Source organism: Sphaerisporangium siamense, assembly GCF_014205275.1.
GTDB classification, from domain to species: Bacteria; Actinomycetota; Actinomycetes; order Streptosporangiales; family Streptosporangiaceae; genus Sphaerisporangium; species Sphaerisporangium siamense.
This window is the reverse complement of the sequence record NZ_JACHND010000001.1, coordinates 949,153-964,521: the sequence shown is the minus strand read 5'-3', so window position 1 is coordinate 964,521 and position 15,369 is coordinate 949,153. Positions and strand designations below refer to the sequence as shown.

The following is a 15,369-nucleotide window of genomic DNA, read 5'->3' as shown; positions in this document are numbered from 1 at the left end:
CGTCAGGCGACCACTCCTCTCTCCGTCCACCTCGCGCGGAGCGTCACCTGCGGGGTGCGGGTCTCCGGATTCGTGGTGACGTCGGCCTGGACGCGGTAGACCTCCGCGAGCAGAGCCGGCGTCACCACGTCCCGGGGTGTGCCGAGGGCGACCACAGCGCCGTCGTTCAGGACGCAGAGGCGGTCGCAGAACGCGGCGGCCAGATTGAGGTCGTGCAGCGCGACGACCGCGGTCACGCCCAGCTCGCGTACGAGGTCGAGCGCGTCGAGCTGGTGGCGCAGGTCCAGGTGGTTGGTCGGCTCGTCCAGGACCATCGTCCCGCACCGCTGGGCGAGCGCCCGGGCGATGAGGACCCGCTGCTTCTCCCCGCCCGAGAGCCGGTCGAACGGCGCGTACGCCAGACCGGCCAGGCCGAGGCGCTCCAGCGCGCCCATGATGATGGCACGGTCGCCGGCGTCGTCGCCGTCGAACGCGCGCTTGTGCGGGGTGCGGCCCATGGCCACCATGTCGTACACCGTCAGCGCGAAGTCGCCCGCGGTCTCCTGGAGCACGGCGGCGAGCCGGCGCGCGAGGCGTTTGCCCGGCATCCGCCACACGTCGTCCCCGTCCAGCAGTACGTGTCCGGACGTGGGGCGCAGCGCCCGGTAGAACGTGCGCAACAAGGTGGACTTGCCGGCGCCGTTCGGCCCGACGAGCCCCACGACCTCGCCCGCCGCCACATCAAGGGACACCGCACGCACCAGAGCCTTGCCGCTGACGACGACGGACACCTGGTGCGCCCTCAGGGCGCCGGGCGTCATCGGGCCCTCCGCATGAGCCAGAGGAAGAACGGGCCGCCGACCAGGGCGGTCAGGATGCCGACCGGGATCTCCTCGGGACGGATGAGCGTGCGCGCGGCCAGGTCGGCGACGATCAGGAACGCCGCGCCGAGCAGCGCGACCACGGGCAGCGCACGCCGGTGGTCGGCACCGAGGAGCAGCCGTGCCACGTGCGGCATGATGAGGCCGACGAACCCGATGGAGCCGCTCACCGCGACGATCGCGCCGATCATCATCGCGACCAGCACGAACAGCGCGGCCCGGAACCGGTGCACGTCCAGCCCGAGGGACGCGGCGGCCTCCTCGCCCGCCAGCAGCAGGTTGAGCGGGCGCGTGAGGCCGAGCAGCACCACCGTCCCGGCCACGACCACCGCGGCCGGGATCCATACCACTGCCCATGTGGTGCCGGCCAGCCCGCCGAGCATCCAGCGCAGCGCCGACTGCGTCTTGTGCGGGTCGTTGGACGTCACGACGAGGAAACTGGCGACCGCCGAGAGCACCTCGGCCGTCGCCACGCCCGCCAGCACCAGCCGTACCGTCGTCATCCGGCCGCCGGACCTGGCCAGGAAGTACACCGCGACCAGCGCGGCCAGGGCGCCGAAGAACGCCGCCACGGGCAGGGAGAAGATCCCGAACAGCGACACGTTGAACACCACGACGGCCACCGCGCCGACGCTCGCGCCCGAGGACACCCCCAGCAGCATCGGATCCGCCAGCGGGTTGCGCACCAGCGCCTGCAGCGCCATGCCGCACACCGACAGGCCGGCTCCGATCACGGCGCACAGCAGCACCCGGGGGAGCCGTACGTCCATGACGATCGTCTCGCGCACCGGTGTCCAGGTCGGCGTGGCAAGGGAGGCGTGGACCCGGTGCAGCAGGATCCCCCAGACCTGTCCGGCCGGAACGCTGATCGAGCCGGCGGAGATGCCGACCGTGGCCGCCACCAGGGCCAGCCCGCCGAGCAGGACGAGCACGAGCGTGAACGGGAGACGGCTGCGGCCACGCCTCGCGTCGCCCGGCGGCCGGGACGGCGTGGCGGCGCCGGTCGCCTCCGCCGTGCCGGTCGTCTCGGTCGTGCGGGTCGTCTCCGTCACCGGAAGCGGTCGGGGTGGATCTGGCGAGCCAGCGACTCCACCCCGGCGGGCACGCGGACGCCGAGCACCGTGGAGGACAGTGGGAGCACCGCGAAGCGCTTGTTCTTGATCGCCGGTACGTCCTTGAGCGCGGGGTTGGACAGCAGGAACCGCTTCTTGTCCTCCACCGGCTGGTCGCCGTAGTCGTAGATCACGATGACCTCGGGCGCGCGCTCGGCCACCTGCTCGAATGAGACGTCGCCGAACGTCTTGGGCAGGTCGGCGAACAGGTTGGCTCCACCCGCCCGTTTGATCATCTCGTTCCCGACGCCGGCGCCGCCCGCCGTGAAGGCGGTCTTGTCCCCGCTGTCGTAGACGAACAGCTTGACCGGCGGCGCTCCGGCGACCTTCTTCCCGACGGCGTCCAGCGTGGTGTGCAGCCGACGCACCTCCCGCTCGGCGCGGTCCGGCACCCCGAAGATCTTGGCGACGTTACGGATCTCCTGATCCGTCATGTCCAAGGTCACCGGCGTCGACGCGCATTCCTCGATGTTCAGGTACGTATCGATCCCGGCGCCGGCGAGCGCGGTCCGGCCGCGCCCCTCCTTCTCGTCGAAAGTGGTGGCGAAGCCGCCGTAGACGAAGTCCGGCTCGGCCGCCAGCAGAGCCTCGTACGAGGGGTACTCCTTGGACAGCACCTTGATCCCGTCGTAGGCCGCCCGGTATTCCGGGAGGATCCGATCGTCCAGGTACCCTGTGCCGATCATGGACTTCTCCAGGCCGAGCGCCAGCATGACCTCGGTCGCGTGCTGGTTCAGCGACACCGCCCGCCGCGGCGGCCGCTCGTAGGTGGTGGTCACGCCGCAGTTGGCCATCGTCACCGGGAAACCGGGCGCGGTGGCGTTTTCAGGGGTGGCTCTGTCGACGATTGTGGCGCCGCCACAGCCGGTCACCAGTACGGCCGAAGCGAACGCGAGCAGCAAAGTCAGCGGACGTTTGCCCGTCATGCCGGATCCTCTCCCGAGGGGAACGGTCGTCAGCACGGAGCGGTGCCGCCGGACCACTCCACGAGTGGCCACGGACCGGCGAGAAGTGCCATGCGCGCGCGGGCTCGCGAAGTACGGTCACCTCGCGGCAGCGAGGAGAACGATCGCCTGGACATATCGATCACGCCTTCCTCTCAGGGGAGATCCGCCCCAGCTTCATCGAGGAGGCGACCGCGTGAGTCTCCTGGCTCTCGGGTCGAAGCTCGCCCCGGCCTTCCCGCCCTTACGGGGCAGTGGCCTCGTCGGAGTCCGCTCGCCGATCACAGTGGCGGGACCGCGCCGGATTCACACCGGCTTCCTCGTTCCGCCGTCGCCTTTCGCCGCCCATGGTCGCATACGGAGCGCAGCCCGCAAAGGTGACATCTGGGCTGCTCCTTTCCGGCTCCGGCGGAGATGCGAGCACCTGAACGGGTCGATACCCGTCCTACCCGTCCTACTCGTCTACCGCTGGCCGGCGACGGCCGCCACCTCTGCGAGGCCGTCCAGTGCCCGGCCCACGCGCGGGTGCGCGCCGAGGGCGTCGCCCACGACGGCGTCGGTGGCCTTGAGGAACGCCAGGTGCCGGATCGCGTGCGCGGCGACGTTGGCGACGTCGAGGTGCTCGGGCGTGGGAGCGGCCGGGGTCGCGCCGGCGCTCAGGCACAGGACGGGCAGCTCGATCGCGGGCAGCTCCGGCGTCGGGTCGGGGCAGACGGCGTAGGTCAGCACGACCTGGCCCACCGGCCGGTAACGCCAGCTCGTGGAGTGCACGACGGTGTACGGGACGTCGGCGGGCACGCGCGCGAGGCGCCGGGCGGCCTCGTCGGGGCTCTCCCCAGGGACGGGCGCCGTGGTCGACCGGCGATAGGCCCAGGTCCCCGAGGCGTTGACGCGCAGTGCCAGCACCTCGACCGAGACCGGTGGGAGGACGGCGCTGTCATCGATCATGCGTTCCCGTCCCATTCCCCCGAGTGAGCCTTCCGATCTGTAGTTGCGAGCTCTATGCAACAGCAGCTTATATGCATCACTGCACTTGCGTTGTGCACGGCCCGTGTGCATGGCTTTAGTGGGTCATGCAGGGAGGCGGGCAGGATGCGCGATCTGCCGGGAGTGCTGGCGCTGATGGGTTCGGGGGAGACGAGCCCCACGATGGTGGAGGTGCACCGCTCGCTCGCCCGCCGGCTCGGCCCCCGTCCCCGGGCGACGCTGCTCGACACCCCGTACGCCTTCCAGGAGAACGCCGCCGACATCTCCGCCCGCGCCCGCAAGTACTTCGCCACCAGCGTCGGGCTGGCCGTGGAGGCCGCGCGTCCCGGCGAGCCCCTCGGCCGCGCCGACTGGGTCTTCTCCGGCCCCGGCAGCCCCACCTACGCCCTGGACCGGTGGACGGCCACTGGCGTCGCGTCCGACCTGCGGGCCCGAGTGCGGCCGTCCCGGGGCGTGACGGTGCTCGCCTCGGCCGCGGCCTGCACGGCGGGAGTGGCCGCCGTCCCGGTCTACGAGATCTACAAGGTCGGCGCCGAGCCGCACTGGCGTGACGGGCTCGACCTGCTCGCGCCGCTGGGACTGATCGCGGCCGTGATCCCGCACTATGACAATGCCGAAGGCGGTACCCATGACACCCGGTACTGCTACCTCGGCGAGCGGCGGCTGTCCCGGCTGGAGAAGGACCTGCCGGACGGCGCCGCGGTTTTGGGCATCGACGAGCACACCGCCGTCATCTTCGACCTCCACGCCGGAACCGCCGAAGTACGCGGGCGCGGCGGGCTGACGGTACGACGCGGCGGAGCACAGACCGTCCTCCGCTCGGGCACGAAGCTGGACATCGCGGAGCTTCGCGAGCTCGCCGAGAACACCATCGACCCGCTGCCGCCATCCGGCCTCGCAACGGCGGCACAGCCCGGTCACGCGAGCGCGACGCTGGGGGAGGCCATGCGGGCATGCCAGGCACGTTTCGACTCCGCTCTCGCCCGGCGCGACGCCGACGCGCTCATCCAGGCGGTACTGGATCTCGAAGCCGCGATCAGCGAATGGGCGGCGGACACCGAGGAGGACGAGGACGGCGTCGCGCAGGCACGCACGCTCCTCCGCGAAATGATCGCCCGGCTCACCCCCGCGCTCGACCTCCGCGACCCCCGTGAACGGCTGACCCCGCTGGTCGAACCACTGCTGGCCTTACGCGGCGAACTACGAAAGTCGAGCGCCTACGACCTCGCGGACACCGTACGCGAAGCCCTGAGCCACGTCGGTGTCACCATCCAGGACACCCCCCGCGGGCCTGACTGGTCCGCATCCTGACTCTCGTCCACGCGGGCACGTGATCTGTCCAGCCGCCGTGGTTCCCGAGGCGGTGTGCTGCCGTGGACACTGCTAGTGGTCTCCAGCATGGCGAGCCTGGGTGCGAACGTCGCGGTCGCCGAGCCGACGCTGAACGGAAGCCGCGCCGCACGCTCCGGCCGTACGTGATTCGGGGGTTGCTGTTCTGCGGCGTCTGTGAGCGGCGGATGCAGGGAAGCTGGAACAACGGCAAGGCGCACTACCGGTGCGTGTTCCCGCAGCAGTACGCGCGGGCCAACGGCATCGACCACCGGGCCATGGCCGAGGCCCAACTCGCCGACGGCCGCCGCGCCGAGCGACTGCGGCTCGACAAGATCACCACCAGCATGCCCAAGAGACTCACCGAGGAGGAGATCACGGCCATGACCACCACGCTCGGCGACATGAGAAGGCCGCTCCGCAGCGCCGACCCACAGGACAAGGCCCAGGTCTACGGGCGGCTCGGGCTGCGCCTCACCTATGAAGCTGGCCGGAGAACAGTGATCGCCCGAGCTGAGCTCGGGCGATCATGTAGCAAAGTGTGTCCGAGGGGGGACTTGAACCCCCATGCCCCGTAAAGGGCACTAGCACCTCAAGCTAGCGCGTCTGCCTATTCCGCCACCCGGACAGTGGTGCCTGCACGGGGGAGTGTCGTCCCTCGTCGGCGGGACTAGGTTAGCAAACTCCGGGCGGTGCGTCATACCGCGATTCGTAAGCCCCGGGCCGGCGGAGGGGGCGGAGGATGGGGGGTTCGTCCGGGAAAGGGGGTGCAGGGTGGAGACTGGGGGCAACTGCCCTGGGGGCTGGAGGGCGGGCTGGGCCGCCAGGATGGCAGGGGAAGTTCCGTAGCCGGACCTAAGGAGCACGTGTGGCCGCGTTCAAAGGCGAGGACGAGGTCGTCGAGCTGTGCCGCGACCTGATCCGCATCGACACGACCAACGCAGGGGACAACGCGGGCCCGGGGGAACGGGTGGCCGCGGAGTACGTCGCCGGCAAGCTGGCCGAGGTGGGCCTGGAGCCGCGCATTCTGGAGAGCGACGCCAAGCGGGCCAGCGTGATCGCCCGTATCGAAGGGGAGGACTCCGGCCGGGGCGGCCTGCTGCTCCACGGGCACCTGGACGTCGTCCCCTTCGACGCCGCCGACTGGACCCACCATCCGCTGAGCGGGGAGGTCGCCGACGGCTGCGTCTGGGGCCGGGGCGCGGTGGACATGAAGGACATGGACGCCATGATCCTCGCGGTGGTGCGCCGGCGGCTGAGCGAGGGGCGCAGGCCGCCGCGGGACGTCGTGCTGGCGTTCACGGCGGACGAGGAGGCCGGCGGCGCGTACGGCGCGCAGTGGCTGGCCGAGCGGCATCCGGAACTGTTCGAGGGCTGCACGGAGGCCATCGGCGAGGTCGGCGGCTTCAGCGTCACCGTGGACGAGGCGAGACGGCTGTACCTGATCGAGGCGGCGGAGAAGGGCATCGCCTGGATGAGGCTCACGGCCGCGGGCCGCGCCGGGCACGGGTCGATGCTCAACAACGAGAACGCCGTGACCGAGATCGCCGAGGCCGTGGCGCGCATCGGCCGGTACGAGTGGCCGGTGCGGCTGACGCCGACGGTGCGCGACTTCTTCCGCGAGGCGTTCGAGATCGAGCTGAACGCCGACGACGCCGAGGCGATGGTCGCCAAGCTGGGCTCGCTGGCCCGCATGATCGGCGCCACGCTGCGCAACACGGCGAACCCCACGATGCTGGAGGCCGGCTACAAGGCGAACGTGATCCCGCAGGTCGCCACGGCGCACGTGGACGGGCGGTTCCTGCCGGGGTACGAGGACGAGTTCTTCGCCACGCTCGACGAGCTGCTGGGGCCGAACGTGCGGCGGGAGTTCGTCTATCACGACATCGCCGTCGAGACCTCGTTCGACGGCCCGCTGGTCCGCGCGATGTCGGACGCGCTGCTCGCCGAGGACCCGGGCGCCCGCGCCGTGCCGTACACGCTGTCGGGCGGGACGGATCTGAAGGCGTTCAGCCGGCTCGGCATCCGCGGCTTCGGGTTCGCGCCGCTGAAGCTGCCCGCCGACCTGGACTTCTCCGGGATGTTCCACGGTGTGGACGAGCGCGTGCCCGTGGACGCGCTGCGGTTCGGCGTACGGGTTCTTGACCGTTTCCTGGACGCCTGCTGACCCGTTCCATGGAAACGCTTTGACTTCACTCCTCGTGGTGCTACGGTAACTTTCCGTTGAGGGGTTGGTGCACGCGATCGGCCTTGCGAAAGCTTGACCGATCGAAGAGTCGGGGAGGTCACGTGGCACGCGTCGGTGCACGGTCGCGGGTGGGCGCATCGCCCGCCGCGGCGCGGTGCGTGCCCGTGACCGCTTCGGGCGATCACGCCGAGGCGGTCGTGACGCGGGAGGCCCGGATGGCACGGTTCGTGGCCGGCTCCCGGTTCGCTCGTCTCCTGGCCGTCGGCGGTGTGATCGCCATCGGCTGGCTCCTGGGTCTGATCTTCGGCTTCACCGGCGCCGCGTCCGCGGAAACCCACATCCCCGCGGGGCACGCGGCCGCCGTCGAGGCCGAAGGCACGGCCCGAATCTCCCGAGGCACGGACGGTGCCGAGGTCACCGCGCCGAAGGCGCGGCGTGACGTCGGCACCGCGACCCATCACGTCGCCACCGGGCCGGCCTCGGCCGGCGGTTTCCCCACGGTGAGCGACACGGCCTCGGCCGACGCCGTGGCCATGGCAGGGCGCACGGTGGACGGGCTGACCAGCCAGTCCACGCCCGCGCCCGCCGCACCGTCCGCCGCCGACCATTCGGCGGGCGCCGACGGCTTCGTGCCCCGGGGTGGCTCCGGCCCCTCCGGGCCGGGGTTCGGGGATGTCGCGAGGTCCCTCTTCGACCCGCGGCTCGTGGCCTCGCCCGCCTTCACGGCGCGCGTGCCCGCTCCGGTGGTCCGCGCCGCAGCGGACGATCCCTCTTTCTCTCCCGACTGATCCCGCCCCACCGGTACGGGCCGCGTGCCCGTCCGGTCCCGGAGCGCCCCGCTCGCCGCAGCTCTTCTTGACGATGACCTTCTTCTGTACCCGGGTCATGTCCTGCGGAGGCTTCCTCGGGAGAGCGATGAGCGAAGGCGGTCTCCGCGCGGGTGACATGGAGTCTCCCGCATATCCCATCCCTGACATTTCTGACATCCACTGGCGGACGTCACTCCGGCCCTGGCCGCATCTCCAGAGCGATCCCCAAGCTCAGGCGGCTCATGCCCGGACGCTGCTCCCCGGGATGGCTCTGGCCCCGAGTGTGAGCCAAGGGATTCGGCTTCCCGATTCGGGGGCCTCTTCCCCTGGGGGCTCCGGTGGCCGGGTGGTGCGGTCCCGCGGGTGGGTGTCGGTCAGGAATTCCCCCCGAGCTAGAAACAAGGAGCGATTCATCATGCGAACGTGGGCGAAGGGTTCCGCTCCCGCCGCGCTTCTGGCGGTCGCGGTCATGGCTCTCAGCAGCGGCACCGCCCTTGCCGACACCTCCGGCACCGCTTCGGTGGGCGGCGGCAACCAGGTCGACCTGCCGGTCAAGCTCCCGGTCGACATCAGCGGCAACGCGGTCGGTGTGATCGGCGGCGCCACGGCCGGCTCGCGCGGCGGCGCGTCCGTCCAGGAGGGCGGCGCGTCCGACGCGATCCAGGGCCACACCGACGGCAGCCACAGCGTGCTCGGCGGCAACCAGGTGAACGCCCCGATCACCGCCCCGATCAGCGCCTGCGGGAACGCCGTGTCGCTGATCGGGCGGTCGGACGCGGGCTGCCGGGGCGGCGCCGAGGTCAAGAAGGGCAAGGACGCGACCGGCGGCGCCGGTGGCAACACGACCGACGGCCGTCACAGCGTGCTCGGCGGCAACCAGATCGTCGCCCCCATCACCGCCCCGATCAGCGCGTGCGGCAACGCCGTCGCGGTCATCGGCGAGGCGGCCGCGGGCTGCCGCGGCGGCGCGAAGGCCGTCGCCGGCGGCGGGCGGCAGGGCGCGGGCGGCAACAGGACCGACGGGCGCGGCTCGGTGCTCGGCGGCAACCAGGTGGTGGCCCCGATCACGGCGCCGGTCAGCGTGTGCGGCAACGCCGTCGCCGTCATCGGGCACGCCTTCGCCGGGTGCCGCGGCGGCGCCACCGTCCCGAGGGGCGGCAACGGCTACGGCGGGCAGGGCCACGGCGGCAGGGGCGGCGCGGGCGGCAACACGACCGACGGCCGTCACAGCGTGCTCGGCGGCAACCAGATCGTCGCCCCCATCACCGCGCCGGTCAACGTGTGCGGCAACGCGGTCGGCAACGGCGCGGCGGGTTGCCCCGGCGGCGTCAGCGCCCCGCCCGCGGGGCGCGGCAGCGGCGCGGGCGGCAACCGCACCAGCGGGTACGGCTCGGTGCTCGGCGGCAACCAGGTGGTGGCCCCGATCACGGCCCCGGTCAGCGTGTGCGGCGTCTCCGCGGGCGTTCTCGGGCGGGCGTTCTCGGGCTGCCGCGGCGGCGCGACGATCAAGGGCGGCGGCGGTGGCGCCGGGAACAACCGGACCGACGGCCGTCACAGCGTGCTCGGCGGCAACCAGGTCGTCGCCCCCATCACCGCTCCGGTCAGCGTGTGCGGCAACGCGGTGGCCGTGCTGGGCGACGCCGCCGCGGGCTGCCTCGGCGGCGCGAGCGTCGGAGGCAAGGCCGCGGGCGTGGCCCAGCAGGGCCCCGGCACCTGGGCGCGCGGCTCGGGCGCCGTGTCCGCCGCGGTGACGGAGGCCAAGCCGTCCGGCCTCCTGCCCGAGCTGCCCCTCACCTCGGCGCTTCCCGGCCGTCCCAAGGCCGGCGAGACGACCCACCAGTCGGGCCAGGCGGGCGGCCCCGGGTCGCCGGCGACCAGCGGGCGCGAGAAGCCCCTCGGCCTGCCCGAGCTGCCGGTGACGCCGGGCCGCCCGGCCCCTTCCGGCGGCGACCCGCTGATCCCCGTGAAGAGGGTCGTCTCCGGTACGCCGGTCGGGGGCGTGATCGGCGGGGCCCGTTCCGGTGCCGATGCTTCCCCGGTCGGCGTGGGCACGCTCGGCCTGATGAGCGCGGAGCGTCCGCTCGGCGTCACGGGCATGAACGCCGGCTCGCTGGCCGCCCTGCTGACCGGTGCGCTCTTCGCCGCCTCGGCGATCCTCTTCGCCGGCACCCGCCGTCTCCGCCGGAGGTGAACGACTCGGAGTGAGGCCCGGTGGCGCGACACCGCCGGGCGTCCCGTCCCCGTGCCGCACGCCATGCGGTGCGGGGGACGGCCGAGGGCGTCGCGATGCCTGACGGGTGCGGCGACTGCGCCCGCCGGGCAGGGGGCGGACGGACGGCGTGCCGCGAGCCATGCGGCCCCGTTATAGATCGTCCGCTCTGAGCGACGTGCCAAGAGCCATCTCGCCGGCGCCGGCGAGATGGGGTCACAGATCCTTCGCCGTGATCCTGCGGCGGAGTCACAGACGCTTCGCCGCCTGCGAGGATGCCCGCGGTGCCGGGCCGCAGGGCTCGAATCGCGGCGGCGGAGCAAAGACGCTTTGCCCGTTCCGGGGGCGCGGCCCGGGGCGGGCAAAGCCATTTCCAGGGGCTACAGTTGGCCGCGAGGGCTAAAGTGTGCTGGCTACCCGCAGGATCTTCCGGCGCAGCCGTACGTAGCGGCGGCCGTCGGGGTACAACCGGAGACGATCCAGCTCCCAGTGCCCGTACTCCGCGTGCTCGGTGAGGACCCGGCGGGCGGCTTCCCGGGTGGTCCCGCGCGGGAGGTACAGGTCCAAATAGGAGTACTCAAGCACTGCTATTAGTCTCCGAAGGGTGTGCAAGGGGACGCTGGCACTGTCTGGGCTCTATTCTGCGTCCTCGTGGGTATCGGGTCCAGGTAGGTGGAACACCGGTAAGTGACCGGGTAGTCCGACGGGGAGTATTTTTCGACGACGGGTTACCTTCATGCCTGTGACGGATCACCCGGCACGCCCGTGCGGCGGGCCGGGATCGACCGGCAGGGGAGTACGACAGCGAACAGCGAGGTAGGAAGCAGCGTGCCAGCCAACAACGGCAGCGCCGGCGGAACCCGCCTGGTGATCGTCGAGTCGCCCGCGAAGGCGAAGACGATCGCCGGGTACCTCGGGCGTGGCTACATCGTGGAGTCCAGCATCGGCCACATTCGTGACCTCCCAGAAAAGGCCGAGGACATCCCCGAGAAGTTCAAGAGCGAGGCATGGGCCCGCCTCGGGGTGAACGTGGACCACGAGTTCGAGCCGCTCTACGTCGTGAACCCGGACAAGAAGTCCCAGGTATCGAAGCTGAAGCAGCTCCTCAAGGACGCTGACGAGCTCTACCTCGCCACCGACGAGGACCGCGAGGGGGAGGCCATCGCCTGGCACCTCCAGGAGGTCCTCAAGCCCAAGATCCCTGTGCACCGCATGGTCTTCCACGAGATCACCCCGCAGGCCATCCAGGACGCCGTGTCCAACCCGCGCCGCCTCAACCTGCGCCTGGTGGACGCGCAGGAGACGCGCCGCATCCTCGACAGGCTCTACGGCTACGAGGTCAGCCCGGTCCTGTGGAAGAAGGTCAAGCCGCGCCTGTCGGCGGGCCGGGTGCAGTCGGTGGCCACGCGCCTGGTGGTGGAGCGCGAGCGCGAGCGCATCGCGTTCACCTCGGCCGAGTACTGGGACCTGCAGGCCGTCTTCGACATCGGCCGCGACGAGGATCCGCGCAGCTTCTCGGCGACGCTGACCGGCGTGGACGGCCGCAGGGTCGCCCAGGGCCGTGACTTCGCGAGCACGGGCGCGCTGAAGACCGCCGGCGTCCTGCACCTGGACGAGCAGGCGGCGCGGGCGCTGGCGCAGCGCCTGGAGGGCGCGACGTACGCGGTCGCCTCGGTCGAGAGCAAGCCGTACACGCGCAGGCCGTACGCGCCGTTCCGCACGACCACGCTGCAGCAGGAGGCCAGCCGCAAGCTGGGCTTCTCGGCCAAGTACACGATGCAGGTCGCCCAGAAGCTGTACGAGAACGGCTTCATCACCTACATGCGAACCGACAGCACGACCCTGTCGGAGACGGCCCTGGCGGCGGCCAGGAGCCAGGCCGTGCGGCTGTACGGGGCGCAGTACGTGCCGGACAAGCCGCGCATCTATCAGAGCAAGGTCAAGAACGCCCAGGAGGCGCACGAGGCGATCAGGCCCTCGGGGGACGAGTTCCGCACGCCCGGCGAGACCGGCCTGAGCGCGGACATGTTCCGCCTGTACGAGCTGATCTGGCAGCGCACGGTCGCCTCCCAGATGAAGGACGCCGTCGGCGAGTCGGTCAGCGTCCGCATCGCCGGCAGGTCCGGCGCAGGGGAGAACGTCGAGTTCAGCGCGACCGGCCGCACGATCACGTTCTACGGCTTCCTCAAGGCGTACGTCGAGGGCGCCGACGACCCGGCCACCGACCGCGACGACTCGGTGCGCAGGCTGCCGAACCTCCGCCAGGACGACCCGCTGACCGCGCTGGAACTGGGCGCCGAGGGGCACGCGACGCGGCCGCCGGCCCGGTACACCGAGGCGTCGCTGGTCAAGGAGCTGGAGGACCGCGAGATCGGCCGCCCGTCGACGTACGCGTCGATCATCGGCACGATCCTCGACCGGGGGTACGTGTTCAAGAAGGGTACGGCGCTGGTGCCGTCCTTCCTGGCGTTCGCGGTGGTGAACCTGCTCGAACGGCACTTCGGCAACCTGGTCGACTACGACTTCACCGCCGAGATGGAGAAGGTGCTCGACGACATCGCCAACGCCCGCGCCGAGCGGGTGCCCGAGCTGCGCCGCTTCTACTACGGCGATCACGGGAGCGGGCTGAAGGAGCTGGTCAGCGACCTGGGCGAGATCGACGCCCGCGAGATCAGCTCGTTCCCGATCAACGGCACGGACATCGTCATCCGGGTCGGCAGGTACGGGCCCTACCTGGACCGGGACGGCGCCCGGGTGAACGTCCCCGAGGATCTGGCGCCCGACGAGCTGACGGCCGAGCGGGCCGAGGAGCTGTTCAAGCAGCCGACGGGTGATCACGAGCTCGGCGCGGACCCGGTGACCGGGCACAAGATCGTCGCCAAGTCCGGGCGTTTCGGGCCGTACGTGACCGAGATCCTCCCTGAGGAGGAGCCTCCGGCGGACGGCAAGAAGACCCGGGCCAAGAAGGACGCGCCGAAGCCGCGCACCAGCTCGCTGTTCAAGTCGATGTCGCTGGAGACGATCACGCTGGACGACGCGCTCAAGCTGCTGTCGCTGCCGCGCGTGCTGGGAGAGCTCGACGGCCAGGAGGTCACCGCGCAGAACGGCAAGTTCGGTCCCTACATCAAGAAGGGGACGGACTCGCGGTCGCTCGGCTCCGAGGAGGACATCTTCACGGTCACGCTGGAGCAGGCCAAGGAGCTGTTCGCGCAGCCCAAGCAGCGGGGCAGGGGCCGCGCCGCCGCCGCGCCGCCGCTGCGCGAGCTGGGCGCGGACCCGGTGTCGGGCAAGCCGATCGTGGTCAAGGAGGGGCGTTTCGGGCCGTACGTCACCGACGGCGAGACGAACGCGTCCCTGCGCAAGGACGACTCGGTGGAGCAGATCACGACCGAGCGGGCGGCCGAGCTGCTGGCGGACCGCCGGGCCCGCGGCCCGGCGCCGAAGCGCCCGCGCGCCAAGGCCGGGGCGAAGGCCGGCGCCAAGTCCTGAATGCGGGGTTCGGAAGGCGGCCGGGGGAGCACCCGGCCGCCGGTGGGGAAGGGTGATTCGCCGGCGAACCCGCCCTTCCCGCCCCTGAGGGGGCCGTAGAGGCACGATCGGGCACGAGTCCCCTAAGAGGGATGGCTTCGCGTCCCAGAGAACGTGTGAGCCGTCTGACGGGCGGCCCGCGCGGGGCTCAGGCGAACAGCGTGCGGCCCCAGTAGTCGCCGGCGTCGCGCAGCCCCGGCGGGCAGGCGAACAGCCCGCTGGAGACGTGCTTGATGTACTCGTTCAGCAGGTCCTTGCGCGCCAGCTCCATCTGGATGGGGACGAACTGCTTGCGCGGGTCCCGCTGGTAGGCGATGAAGAACAGCCCGGCGTCCAGCCGTCCGAGCCCGTCGGAGCCGTCCACGTAGTTGTAGCCGCGCCGCAGCAGGTGCGCGCCGCCGTGGGTGGTCGGGTGCGCGAGGCGGACGTGGGCGTCCTTGGCGACGGCGAGCTCGCCGTCCGGGCCCTTGGCGTTGAAGTCGATCGGGTCGAACTCGCGGGACCGGCCGAGCGGCGCGCCCTCGCCCTTGTCGCGGCCGAAGATCTGCTGCTGTTCCCCGAGCGGCGCCCGGTCCCAGGTCTCGATGTTCATCCGGATCTTGCGGGTGACCATGTAGCTGCCGCCGGTCATCCACGCGGGCCCGTCGCCGGGCGCCACCCAGAGCTGCTGCTTGAGCATGGCGGCTTCTTCCAGCTTCAGGTTGTTGGTGCCGTCCTTGAAGCCCATGAGGTTGCGCGGGGTGGCCTGGGCGCGGGAGGTGGAGGACGTCCGGCCGAAGCCGAGCTGCGACCAGCGCACCGACACCTTGCCGAACCCGATTCTGGCGAGGTTGCGGATCGCGTGCACGGCGACCTGCGGGTCGTGGGCGCACGCCTGGACGCACAGGTCGCCGCCGGAGATCTCCGGCAGGAGGGCCTCGCCGGGGAAGCGGGGCAGGTCGGCGAGCGCGGCGGGCTTCCTGGCGGCGAGCCCGAACCGGTGGTCGAACAGGGACGCGCCGAAGCCGATCGTGAGCGTCAGCCCGGACGGCGGCAGGCCGAGCGCCTCGCCGGTGTCGTCCGGCGGGGCCTCGGGGGCGCCGCCGATGGCGCCGAACGTGCCGGCGTCCTTGCCCTGGGTCATGCGGGCGGCCGCGGCCGTCCATTCCTGGAGCATCTCGACGAGCTCGTCGCGCTTCTTGGTGACGACGTCGAAGCTGACGAAGTGCAGGCGGTCCTGGGCGGGGGTGACGATGCCGGCCTGGTGCTCGCCGTAGAACGACACGGGGTCGGAGGTGGACGCCGCCGCGGCGGGCGGGGCGGCGTCGAGCACGACCCGCGTGGCCAGGGCCCCGGTGCCGGCGGCGGCCACGCCCGCGGCCCCGAGGCCGAAGAGCTTGCGCCTGTTGATCTGCATCAGCTCG

The 15,369-nt window shown here is 71.7% G+C and carries 12 protein-coding genes, 1 tRNA gene and 1 riboswitch; of the genes, 6 read left to right on the top strand and 7 right to left on the bottom strand.

Annotated elements, in window-relative coordinates; translation table 11 throughout:
• Positions 1-2: 2 nt before the first annotated feature.
• From BJ982_RS04465 to BJ982_RS04450, 4 genes are all read right to left on the bottom strand, one after another.
• Entirely contained in the window at positions 3-800 is a 798-nt protein-coding gene (locus BJ982_RS04465; protein WP_184876806.1) for an ABC transporter ATP-binding protein, read from the bottom strand.
• Entirely contained in the window at positions 797-1,912 is a 1,116-nt protein-coding gene (locus tag BJ982_RS04460; RefSeq protein ID WP_184876804.1) for a FecCD family ABC transporter permease, read from the bottom strand. Before BJ982_RS04460 ends, BJ982_RS04465 begins: the two co-directional genes overlap by 4 nt.
• Positions 1,909-2,898, bottom strand: coding sequence for an ABC transporter substrate-binding protein (locus BJ982_RS04455; protein ID WP_184876803.1), 990 nt, complete (start codon positions 2,896-2,898; stop codon positions 1,909-1,911). Before BJ982_RS04455 ends, BJ982_RS04460 begins: the two co-directional genes overlap by 4 nt.
• A 196-nt stretch (positions 2,899-3,094) precedes the next feature.
• Positions 3,095-3,282, bottom strand: a riboswitch (cobalamin riboswitch).
• Between the two features lie 96 nt (positions 3,283-3,378).
• The gene (locus BJ982_RS04450) at positions 3,379-3,864 is read right to left on the bottom strand and encodes a hypothetical protein (protein ID WP_184876801.1); all 486 of its coding nucleotides are present in this window, start codon (positions 3,862-3,864) and stop codon (positions 3,379-3,381) included.
• 144 nt (positions 3,865-4,008) lie between these two features.
• Here BJ982_RS04450 and BJ982_RS04445 point away from each other — a divergent pair, with 144 nt between their 5' ends.
• Together BJ982_RS04445 and BJ982_RS04440 are read left to right on the top strand one after the other, a co-directional pair.
• Positions 4,009-5,214 (top strand): hypothetical protein, encoded by a 1,206-nt coding sequence (locus BJ982_RS04445; RefSeq protein ID WP_184876799.1) that lies wholly within the window; start codon positions 4,009-4,011, stop codon positions 5,212-5,214.
• Between the two features lie 164 nt (positions 5,215-5,378).
• Positions 5,379-5,810 (top strand): recombinase zinc ribbon domain-containing protein, encoded by a 432-nt coding sequence (locus tag BJ982_RS04440; RefSeq protein WP_184876797.1) that lies wholly within the window; start codon positions 5,379-5,381, stop codon positions 5,808-5,810.
• Here BJ982_RS04440 and BJ982_RS04435 read toward each other — a convergent pair.
• A tRNA-Leu gene (locus BJ982_RS04435) sits at positions 5,775-5,860 on the bottom strand. The two genes, BJ982_RS04440 and BJ982_RS04435, sit on opposite strands and share 36 nt — an antisense overlap.
• Before the next feature lie 240 nt (positions 5,861-6,100).
• Here BJ982_RS04435 and BJ982_RS04430 point away from each other — a divergent pair.
• The 3 genes from BJ982_RS04430 (at position 6,101) to BJ982_RS38935 (ending at position 10,420) form a co-directional block, all read left to right on the top strand.
• A complete protein-coding gene (locus tag BJ982_RS04430; RefSeq protein WP_184876795.1) occupies positions 6,101-7,399 on the top strand; it encodes a M20/M25/M40 family metallo-hydrolase in 1,299 nt (432 codons plus the stop codon).
• Between the two features lie 122 nt (positions 7,400-7,521).
• A complete protein-coding gene (locus BJ982_RS04425) occupies positions 7,522-8,208 on the top strand; it encodes a hypothetical protein (RefSeq protein WP_311772226.1) in 687 nt (228 codons plus the stop codon).
• A gap of 436 nt (positions 8,209-8,644) precedes the next feature.
• Entirely contained in the window at positions 8,645-10,420 is a 1,776-nt protein-coding gene (locus tag BJ982_RS38935; protein ID WP_184876793.1) for a chaplin family protein, read from the top strand.
• 417 nt (positions 10,421-10,837) lie between these two features.
• On the opposite strand, the gene BJ982_RS04415 is transcribed toward BJ982_RS38935, so the two are convergent.
• Positions 10,838-11,023, bottom strand: a complete 186-nt coding sequence (locus BJ982_RS04415) for a DUF5703 family protein (RefSeq protein WP_184876791.1) — start codon at positions 11,021-11,023, stop codon at positions 10,838-10,840.
• A gap of 243 nt (positions 11,024-11,266) precedes the next feature.
• On the opposite strand from BJ982_RS04415, the gene topA reads away from it, so the two are divergent.
• Positions 11,267-13,927 (top strand): type I DNA topoisomerase, encoded by a 2,661-nt coding sequence (gene topA, locus BJ982_RS04410; RefSeq protein WP_184876789.1) that lies wholly within the window; start codon positions 11,267-11,269, stop codon positions 13,925-13,927.
• 187 nt (positions 13,928-14,114) lie between these two features.
• On the opposite strand, the gene efeB is transcribed toward topA, so the two are convergent.
• Positions 14,115-15,362, bottom strand: a complete 1,248-nt coding sequence (gene efeB / locus BJ982_RS04405; protein ID WP_184876787.1) for an iron uptake transporter deferrochelatase/peroxidase subunit — start codon at positions 15,360-15,362, stop codon at positions 14,115-14,117.
• Positions 15,363-15,369: the final 7 nt, after the last annotated feature.